6 protein-coding genes and 1 pseudogene are annotated in these 9,224 nt (G+C 73.0%); 3 read left to right on the top strand and 4 right to left on the bottom strand.

Annotated elements, in window-relative coordinates:
* Positions 1-175: 175 nt before the first annotated feature.
* Both PV341_RS41185 and PV341_RS41180 read left to right on the top strand, forming a co-directional pair.
* Positions 176-790: pseudogene (locus PV341_RS41185) on the top strand (ERAP1-like C-terminal domain-containing protein); the annotation flags it as partial.
* A gap of 245 nt (positions 791-1,035) precedes the next feature.
* The gene (locus PV341_RS41180) at positions 1,036-2,010 is read left to right on the top strand and encodes a hypothetical protein (RefSeq protein ID WP_500322900.1); all 975 of its coding nucleotides are present in this window, start codon (positions 1,036-1,038) and stop codon (positions 2,008-2,010) included.
* 9 nt (positions 2,011-2,019) lie between these two features.
* Here PV341_RS41180 and PV341_RS41175 read toward each other — a convergent pair whose 3' ends face one another.
* Positions 2,020-3,759, bottom strand: coding sequence for a TIGR03767 family metallophosphoesterase (locus PV341_RS41175; RefSeq protein ID WP_500322899.1), 1,740 nt, complete (start codon positions 3,757-3,759; stop codon positions 2,020-2,022).
* Positions 3,760-4,164: 405 nt separating this feature from the next.
* Between PV341_RS41175 and PV341_RS41170 the strand changes: the two genes are divergently transcribed.
* A complete protein-coding gene (locus PV341_RS41170; RefSeq protein WP_500360518.1) occupies positions 4,165-7,470 on the top strand; it encodes a S8 family serine peptidase in 3,306 nt (1,101 codons plus the stop codon).
* 61 nt (positions 7,471-7,531) lie between these two features.
* On the opposite strand, the gene PV341_RS41165 is transcribed toward PV341_RS41170, so the two are convergent.
* From PV341_RS41165 to PV341_RS41155, 3 genes are all read right to left on the bottom strand, one after another.
* Positions 7,532-7,996: a hypothetical protein gene (locus PV341_RS41165; RefSeq protein WP_500322897.1), complete on the bottom strand. Its 465-nt coding sequence runs from the start codon at positions 7,994-7,996 to the stop codon at positions 7,532-7,534.
* A gap of 14 nt (positions 7,997-8,010) precedes the next feature.
* Positions 8,011-8,703, bottom strand: coding sequence for a hypothetical protein (locus tag PV341_RS41160; protein WP_500322896.1), 693 nt, complete (start codon positions 8,701-8,703; stop codon positions 8,011-8,013).
* Positions 8,704-8,705: 2 nt separating this feature from the next.
* On the bottom strand, positions 8,706-9,224 hold a 519-nt coding region (locus PV341_RS41155), incomplete at its 5' end, for a sigma-70 family RNA polymerase sigma factor (RefSeq protein WP_500360517.1).

Raw genomic sequence — 9,224 nt, 5'->3', positions numbered from 1 at the left:
TTTTGCGGTCCTGGCCCCCGTCGCTCGCGCTCTCAGTGAACGCCCCAGCTAGACCTTGGTGCACACAGAGTCCGTCGATCTCACCGGTGACGTAGAGGCGACCGCGCCGCACGTCCCCCCACGCGTCCCCGGAGGCCACGGCCGCGGAGAAGCGCGCCCAGGCCAGCTGGTCGCCGCGGCCTGGGCCCGCTTCTACGCGGCCGTCGCCTCCGGGGACGCCGGGGCGGACGTGCTGCGCGGGCTGCTCGACGGCACCGGGAAGATCGACGGGCTCGAGGTGGACCAAGAGCTGCGCTGGACCTTCCTGGAAGCGCTGGCCGCCGGCGGCGCGGCCGACGAGGCCGCCGTCGCGGCGGAGCTCGCCCGCGACGACACCGCCTCGGGCAAGCGGCACCAGGTGCGCTGCCTGGCGGCGCGGCCCTCCGCGGCCGTCAAGGAGCAGTGCTGGGCGTCGGTCGTGGAGTCCGACGCGCTGTCCAACGCGCTCGTCGAGGCCACCATCGCGGGCTTCGACCAGGCGGGCCAGCGCGAGCTGCTCGCCCCCTACGCGGACCGCTACTTCGACGTGATCGGGAGGGTCTGGAAGGAGCGCTCGATCGAGATCGGCATGGCCGTCGTCCGCGGGCTCTTCCCGCACCACCAGGACCGGCCCGCCACCCTCGACGCCGCCGACGCCTGGCTGGGCGGGCACGCGGACGCGCCGCCGGCGCTGCGCCGGCTGGTCGCCGAGTGCCGTGACGACCTCGCCCGGGCGCTGCGGGCCCAGGAGCGGGACGCGGCGGCGGTCTGAGACCCCCTCCCGGAAGGGAACAGGTGACCGGTCACCCCAATGGCGTACGTGGGGTACCGCCCGGCCCCGGTGGTGCGGCAGCATCGCCAGGGCCGGGGGCAGGTGAGGCAAGGCCGGTCACTCGAATAGGTGAAAAATGCCGCTCGGCAACCGAACGTCTGAACTTTAGTGCGGGGATGTCCGCATTTGTCGACGGTACGGTAACAGCCGTTAGGCTCCCTGAGGGATGCGGGAATCCACCCGGCATGAACCACAACATCCCCCTCAGCCCCCGCCCCCTCGACCACCTCTCCCGTACCCGGCCGACGGTGCTGTCGGCCCGGCAGTTGCGGGAGCACGGCGTCACCCCCGAGACGCTGGCCGAGCGCTGCCGCCCCGGCGGCCCCTGGCAGGAGGTGCTGCCCCGGGTGTACGTCCTGCACCGCGGGCGGCCCACCGGCGACGAGCGGGTCCGGGCGGCGCTGCTCTACGCGGGCCGCGAGGCGATGGTCACGGGCCTCGCGGCGCTCGCCCTGCACCGCTTCTCCTCGGTGCCGCCGCTGGTCGGCCTGGACCGGATCGACCTGCTGGTGACCCGGCAGCGCAGGCTGCGCGCCGTGGGCGACGTGGGGCTGGTGCGCACCACCGCGCTGCCCCGGCCGCGGGAGGTGCAGGGCATGCCGTGCGCGCCGCTGCCCCGGGCGCTGGCGGACGCGGTGGAGGAGCTGGACGACGCCCGGGCGGTCCGCCAGGTGCTGACCGAGGCGGTGCGCGGCGGCCACTGCGAGGCGACGGCGCTGGTCGGGGAGCTGAGCCGGGCCCGTCTGCTGTCCCGGCCGCACGTGGTGGAGGCGGTCGACGCGCTGGTGGCCGAGGGCCGGGCGATCGCCGAGAACCGGCTGTACACGATGGTGCGCTGCTTCGGGCTGCCCGATCCGCTGTGGAACGTCGACCTGCGGCTGCCGGGCGGCCCGCACCTGGGCGGCGTGGACGCGTACTGGCCGGAGCACGCGGTCGCGGTGGAGCTCGACGCCCGCGTGCCCCGGCAGGAGGACGACGCCCTGTGGGGCGAGTACGCCCGCAAGCGCGAGCATCTGGAGCGGCTCGGCATCTCGGTCGTGCACATCACGCCGCGCAAGCTGCGGGAGTCCCTGGAGCAGCAGGCCACCGTCGTCCGTACGGCCCTGATGGCCGCGGCCGACCGCAACCCCGCGTCGTGGGTGGTGGTGCTCCCGCGGTGAGCGCGGCGGTCAGCGCTTCTTCAGCAGCAGCTCCACGTTGCGGTCGCCCGGCTCGCCGGAGAGCGTCGCGCGGGCTCCCGGGGAGTTGAACGCGAGCTCGCGGTAGAGGGCGGCGAGTCCGGTCTGCGACAGGTCGGTGAAGTCGGTGCGGTAGGGGGCCGCGGACTCCACGAGCGTGCAGAGCAGCGAGAGCGTGCCGTCGTGGTTGTCGGTCAGCTCGACGATCCGGGCCAGCTGCGGGTGGTCGACGTGGGAGGCGGTGGAGACCTCCCAGAAGGTGCCGTGCGGGACGATCTTGTTCTTGTGGCTGTGCCCGTTGATCCAGGCGGCGACGTTGCGGTGCCTGCGGAGCAGCGCGAGCACCTCGTCGCCACCGTGCCGTCGCTCGCTGGGGCGGGCGGGGTCGCGGACCAGGTTGGTCATCGACCAGCTGGCGTGGTGGCTGAAGACCAGGACGGTGTCGTCGGCGTGCGTGGTGAGCGTCCGGTCCAGCCAGTCCATCTGGGCCGTGCCGAGGGAGCCGCGGTAGTCGCCGCCCCGGTCGGTGGTGTCGAGGCTGACGCCGAGCACGCCGCCGGAGATCCGGAACGTGTAGTGGAGCAGGCCGGAGTCGAGTTCGGCCGTCGTGTAGCCGTGGCCGACGGGACCCGCGCCGGCGTGCGCCGGGTCCAGGTGGGCGGCGATGTACCCGCGCGGGGTGACCGGTGCCCGGCGTTCGTCGGGGGTGACGGTGCGGGCGCCGGACTTGTAGCGGTTCCAGGCCTGGCGGAAGCGGGTGCCCTGGGGGTCGGGCCCCTCGCGCAGGAACGCGTTGACGGCTTCGGCCTCGGCCGGGGGCAGCGAGAACAACTTGCGTGAGCCGAGCGCGAGGTCGTGGAAGAAGGACGAGGCGGCGTACGAACCCCCGTACAGCTGGTCGTGGTTGCCGATGGTGGAGTACCAGGGGACGTTCAGCCCGGGGCTGTTGAGCTCGCGGACCGCGGCCGCCAGGAAACCGGGCAGGCGGGGGTAGCCGAGCGCCTTGTCGACGTCGCGCAGGGCGCCGTCCGGCTGCCAGAAACCCTTCAGGCCGGAGTCCTGGACGCCCTCGTAGTGGCCCGGGTCGCCGGAGTCGGGGGTGAAGCGGCCACCGCTCATCACCGTGAGGAACCAGTCCAGTTCGATCCGCGAGTTGTTGTCGGTGTTGTCGCCGGTGGTCATGACGAAACCGATGGGCGTGCCGGTGGCGGGCCCGTGCCGCAGGGCGTTGACCCGCTCGACCAGGGAGACGGCGCCGGCGTTGGTGAGGGCCTCCTGGGGACGCCAGCCCGTGGAGGCGGCGGAGCGCAGGAACTCGTAACGCTGCGGGTTCTGCACGTCCGTGAGGTGCAGGTCGGTGAAGTGCACGAAACAAGACAGGGGCGTACGGCGCGCGGCGCGGCCGCTCTTGGCGGCGCCCAGTTCGGTGCGGACGACCCGCTGCCACCCCGGGCCGTCGCCGAGCCGGCGATAGCCCCCGCCGCCGAGCGGCGAGGCGACGGACTGGAGGGTCGTGCCGGCGGTGAAGGGCTCGGCGGCGGCCGGAGCGGACGGTGCTGACGGGGCGGCACCGTCGACGGGTTCGGCGCCGGGTTCGGCGGGCGGCTGTGCCTTCGCGTCGCCCGAACCGGGGACGAGGGCGAAACCGAGCCCCGCACCCAGGGCGGTCGCACCCGAGGCGATCAGGACGTTGCGGCGGCTGAGGACGGCAGCGGACACGGGACCAGACATGGCGGGTTCCCCCGGTTGACGGTGGCTGCGGCGGCACCGCGGTGCCGCTCCTCACCGGATCGTTGGCACCCGGGATGGCCTGCGGTGCAACGGAAACGGAACGTCCGGCACCCATCTACGGACATGGATCAGCAGTCCTCCCGCCGGTCACCGGCGGCCGGTCCGCAGGCGGCCGGACGCTCATCCGGTGTTCACCGACCGCCCCGGCGCCGCGCGCCGTCGCGAGCCCCGGATCATCGGACGGCCGGACGCAATGGGCCGGTTCGGGATGCTTCGCGCCCCGTGACGGGTCCCGGCTTCTTGACGTATTCGCGTCATGTCGGTCTTACGCCATCTACGGCACTCCCCAACAACCCCGCGGATGGCGCAATGTGTCGGTCAACTGGCGCCCAAATCTTGAACAGGATGCCCATGTCTCTCGATCACATACGCGGGAAGAGACGCGTGGTCCGTGTCGCGCTCGCGGCGGGCCTGGTGGCCGCGCTGACGACGACCGGAATCTCCGCCTCCACCGCTTTCGCCGACGCGACCGGCGACCCGGCGGACGCGGCGGTCAAGACCGCGCACAACAAGCTCGGAACGGCCGACGCCGAACTGCTCGCCGAGGCCAAGGCCGGTGGCGACAAGAACGTCACCCTCATGATCGCCACCAAGAAGGGCTCCACCGAGCAGGTCTCGGACGAGCTCGGCGCGCTCAAGGGCGCGTCGGTGGACCGGACCTACGACAACCTCGGCTACGTCCGCGCCACGGTCCCGACGGGCAAGGCGGACGCGGCGATCGCGGCGGCGCAGAAGCTCTCGTCGGTGCAGGCGATCGACCTCAAGCAGGAGATCGTCCTCGACGACCCGTCCCCGTCGGCCGACGGCGACAAGGGGTCCTCGAAGGGTCACGGCCACGGCTCCACCACCTACCCGGGTCCCGACGCGAAGACCCCGGCGAAGAACCCCTACCAGCCGGCCTTCGAGACCGGCGCGGTGGACTTCGTCAAGGACAACCCGAAGGCCGACGGCCGCGGCGTCACCATCGGCATCCTCGACTCGGGCGTCGACCTCGGCCACCCGGCGCTGCAGAAGACCACGACCGGCGAGCGCAAGATCGTCGACTGGGTCACCGCGACCGACCCGATCACCGACGGCGACGCCACCTGGCGCCGCATGACCAACGGTCCGCGCGTCACCTACCAGGGCCGCACCTGGACCGCCCCCGAGGCGACGCAGCAGGTCACGGTCTTCTTCGAGTCCGCCACCGTCGGCGGCGACATGGCCGGTGACCTCAACCGCGACGGCGACACCACCGACTACTGGGGCGTGCTGTACGACCCGGCGAAGGGCACCGTCCGCCTCGACCTGAACGACAACGGGGACTTCACCGACGACACCGAGATGAAGCCGTACAAGGACGGCTTCCAGATCGGCTACTTCGGCACCGACAACCCCGCCACCGCCATCTCCGAGCGGATCCCCTTCGTGGTGCAGGTCCGCAAGGACGTCCCCACGGACCCGTACGGCGGCACCTGGGTCGGCAAGAAGGCCGACTTCGTCAACATCGGCGTCATCGAGTCCGAGCACGGCACCCACGTCGCGGGCATCACCTCCGCCAACGGCCTGTTCGGCGGCAAGATGAACGGCGCGGCGCCGGGCGCGAAGATCGTCTCGTCGCGCGCCTGCACCTGGTCCGGCGGCTGCACCAACGTGGCGCTGACCGAGGGCATGATCGACCTGGTGGTCAACCGCGGTGTGGACATCGTCAACATGTCCATCGGCGGCCTGCCCGCGCTGAACGACGGCAACAACGTCCGCGCGCAGCTGTACACCCGCCTCATCGACGACTTCGGCGTGCAGCTGGTCATCTCGGCCGGCAACAGCGGCCCCGGCGCCAACACCATCGGCGACCCCGGCCTGGCCGACAAGGTCCTGAGCGTCGGCGCCACCATCTCCAAGGAGACCTGGGCGGCCAACTACGGCTCGCAGGTGACCAAGGCGTACGACATGATGCCCTTCTCCTCGCGCGGTCCGCGTGAGGACGGCGGCTTCGCGCCGATCATCTCCGCGCCGGGTGCCTCCATCAACACCATCCCGACCTGGGAGCCCGGTGGCCCGGTCGCCGAGGCCGGCTACACCCTGCCGCCCGGCTACGCCATGCTGCAGGGCACGTCGATGGCCTCCCCGCAGGCGGCCGGTGCCTCCGCGCTGCTGCTGTCCGCGGCCAAGCAGGCCCGCATCGCGCTGACCCCGGCGGCCCTGCGCACGGCGCTGACCAGCACGGCGCACAAGATCAAGGACGTCCCGGCGTACGCCCAGGGCTCCGGCCTGATCGACATCGAGGACGCCTGGCGGCTGATCAGGGCCGGTGCCGGCGCCCACACCTACACGGTCAAGGCCCCGGTCTCCACGGCCCTGTCGCAGTTCCTGGCGACCCCGGGCTACGGCACCGGCATCTACGACCGCGAGGGCGGCCTGAAGGCCGGTCAGAGCAGGACGTACGACGTCACCATCACCCGCACCACCGGTCCGGACCGCTCCGTCCGGCACGACCTGGACTGGGTGAACAACGACGGCACCTTCCGCTTCGCCGACGGCGACGACGTGCGGCTGCCGCTGAACAAGCCGGTGACCGTACGCGTCAAGGCCAAGCCCGGTTCCAACGGTCTGCACAGCGCGATCCTGACGGTCGACGACCCCTCGACGCGCGGCACCGACCAGCAGATCCTCAACACCGTGGTCGTGGCCTCCGCGCAGGCCAAGCCGTCGTTCGCGGTCAAGGCGTCGGGCTCGGTGCAGCGCAACGGCACCAAGTCCTACTTCGTGACCGTGCCCGAGGGCGCCAAGACGCTCGAGGTCAAGATGGGCGGCCTGGCCACCGGCAGCCAGACGCGCTTCATCGCGATCACCCCGTGGGGCGTCCCGGCGGACAACACCACGACGACGTTCTGCTACCCGAACTACACCACCACCAACGGGTGCCGTCCCGACCTGCGCTCCTACGCCAACCCGATCCCGGGCGTGTGGGAGATCGAGGTCGAGGCGCGCCGTACCTCGCCGGTGCTGAACAACCCGTACAACCTGACCGCGACCGCGCTCGGCGTCTCCTTCGACCCCGAGGTCCAGACCGTCGAGGAGGCCACGGTCGGCACCGCCGCCCCGGTCTCGTGGAAGGTCACCAACGGCTACGCCCCGGTGCAGGGCAAGCTGAAGGGCGGTGCGCTCGGCTCCGCCGCGGCGGCGCGCAAGACGATCGCCGACGGTGACAGCGTCACCAGCACGGTCGTCGTCCCCGCGGGCGCGTCCCGGCTGGACGTCGCCATCGGCGGCACCTCCGACACCTCCGCGGACCTCGACCTGACCGTGTCCCTCAACGGCGCGGTGGTCGGCCAGTCCGCGGACGGCGACTCGGAGGAGGCCGTGAGCATCGCCAACCCGGCGGCCGGCACGTACACCATCACGGTGGACGGCTACTCGGTCCCGGCCGGCACCACCGAGTACGACTACCGCGACGTCTTCTACTCGACGACGCTGGGCTCGGTGTCCGTGGACGAGGCGGCGACCGTGCCGCTGGCCAACGGCGCCTCCGCGAACGTCGCGGCGAACGTCCTGGTCGCGGCCCCGGCTCCCGAGGGACGTCAGTTCTTCGGCGAGGTCCAGCTGCTCAACGCCGACGGCACCGCCGCCGGCACCGGCAGCGTGCTGATCAACAAGGTCAACGCGGGCTGACCCGCGGCCACGGCCTGATCACCGCCTGAAGGGGCGGGCGCTCCCCGGAGCGCCCGCCCCTTCAGCTCTGCCGCCACTCGTACTCCTGCTCCCCGCAGCGCAGCGTGCGCGAGCGGGGCAGCGCCCGCTCCATCCACTCCCGCGCAGGGGCGATGTCCTCGCCCTGGCGGACGAAGGTGTAGCCCGCGGGCCGCAGCATCACGCTGACGAGCAGCCGGCTCCCCACGGCCATCTCGGGCTCCCCCTCCTCGTCGCGGTCGACGGGGAAGGTCAGCCGGCGGTCTGCTCGCTCCCCCTTGAGGTAGCGGTCCACCTCCATCCGCACCGACACCCGGTCCGGTCCCTCCGCGGGCGTCACCCGCAGCACCGTCCCCTCGGCGACGAGTTCGGTGCAGGCCAGCACTTCCGCGTCGGTGCTGCGGACCGACTCGGAGCCGGTCTCGCCGCTGCCGGCCCCGCAGCCGGCGAGCGCGGCGAGCGCGAGCAGCGCCGCCGCAGTGAGGGCCGGTCCCGTCCTGCGTCCCATGTCCTTCACCCCTCTCATCCGGTGTCGCTCTCGCACGGCAGGCCCCGGGAGGCCGCAAGTGCCTTCTCCATCCAGGCGCGGGCGGAGGCGATGTCCGCGGCGCCCTCGTACAGGTCCACCGGCTCGCCGGGGAGGACGGAGACCATCGCCAGGACCCGGGAGCCGGGTCCGGGGGGCGGGGCCACGTCGTCGTGGTCGTCGTCGACGTGGATCGTGAACGTCAGCCGGGGGTCGCCCACGGCGGGCTTGAGGCGGCGGTCGACGTCCATCACCACGCGCAGGTCCCCCGGCCCCCCGGTGGGCGTCACCTCGCGCACGGTGCCCTCGGCGATGTCGCGCGCGCAGGCGACGATGCCCTCCGGCGTGGGCTTCGCGTCGCCCGCCGCCGAGCGGTCGCCCACGGCCGCGTTCCTCGCCAGGACGACCCCGGTGACCGCCACCACGCCCGCCACGACCGCGGCCAGGCACAGCGCGAGCGCCCTGCGCCCGCGGGGGCGTCGTTCCACGGCCGGTGCGGGCCGTGCGGCGAGGGCGTCGCCGATCAGCCGCACTTGCGTGCGCAGCAGGGCCACGTCGGCGCGCGCGGCGTCGTACGCCCGGTACGCCTCGCTGTCGGCGGACACCTCCGGCGGCACGTCCGCGAGGGCGGCCGACAGTGCCTCGTCCGTCTGATCCGCCGCGTATGCCCTGTGCTCGTTCCCGCTCATCGTCACACCACCTCCTTGGTGTGCAGCCGGCCGCGCAGCGCGCGGACGGCGGCGTGCAAACGGCTCTTGACCGTGCCCTCCGGGACACCGAGCGCCGTGGCGATCTGCGCCACGGGCAGATCCGCGTAGAAGCGCAGCGTCAGCACCTGCCGCTGCTGCGGCGGGAGTTCCTGCAGGCCGTCGGCGACCGCCAGGGCCAGCACGTGCGCCTCTCCCCCGCCGTGCCGGGCCTCGTCCCGGGGCGCCAGGGCCGCCAGGCGTTCGCCGAGCCGCTGCTGACGGCGTCGCGAACGGTGCCAGTCCATCGCCACGTTGGAGGCGGCGACGGCCGCCCACGCCCCCGGGTCCCGCAGCGGCTCGCGGCCGCCCGCCCGGTGCTCCAGCAGCTTCAGCCGCACCTGCTGCACCCCGTCCTGCAGGTCCCCCGCCGGCACCCCGCCGAGGGCCAGGACCGCCCGTACGCGATCGAGGTGCTCCGGCGCGAGGGGGTCCTCCCCCTCCCCCGGCCGGGACCTCCGTCT

The sequence above is a fragment of the Streptomyces sp. PA03-1a genome (assembly GCF_033792805.1).
In the GTDB taxonomy this organism is placed as follows: Bacteria; Actinomycetota; Actinomycetes; order Streptomycetales; family Streptomycetaceae; genus Actinacidiphila.
This window is presented reverse-complemented; position numbering and strand designations above follow the sequence as displayed.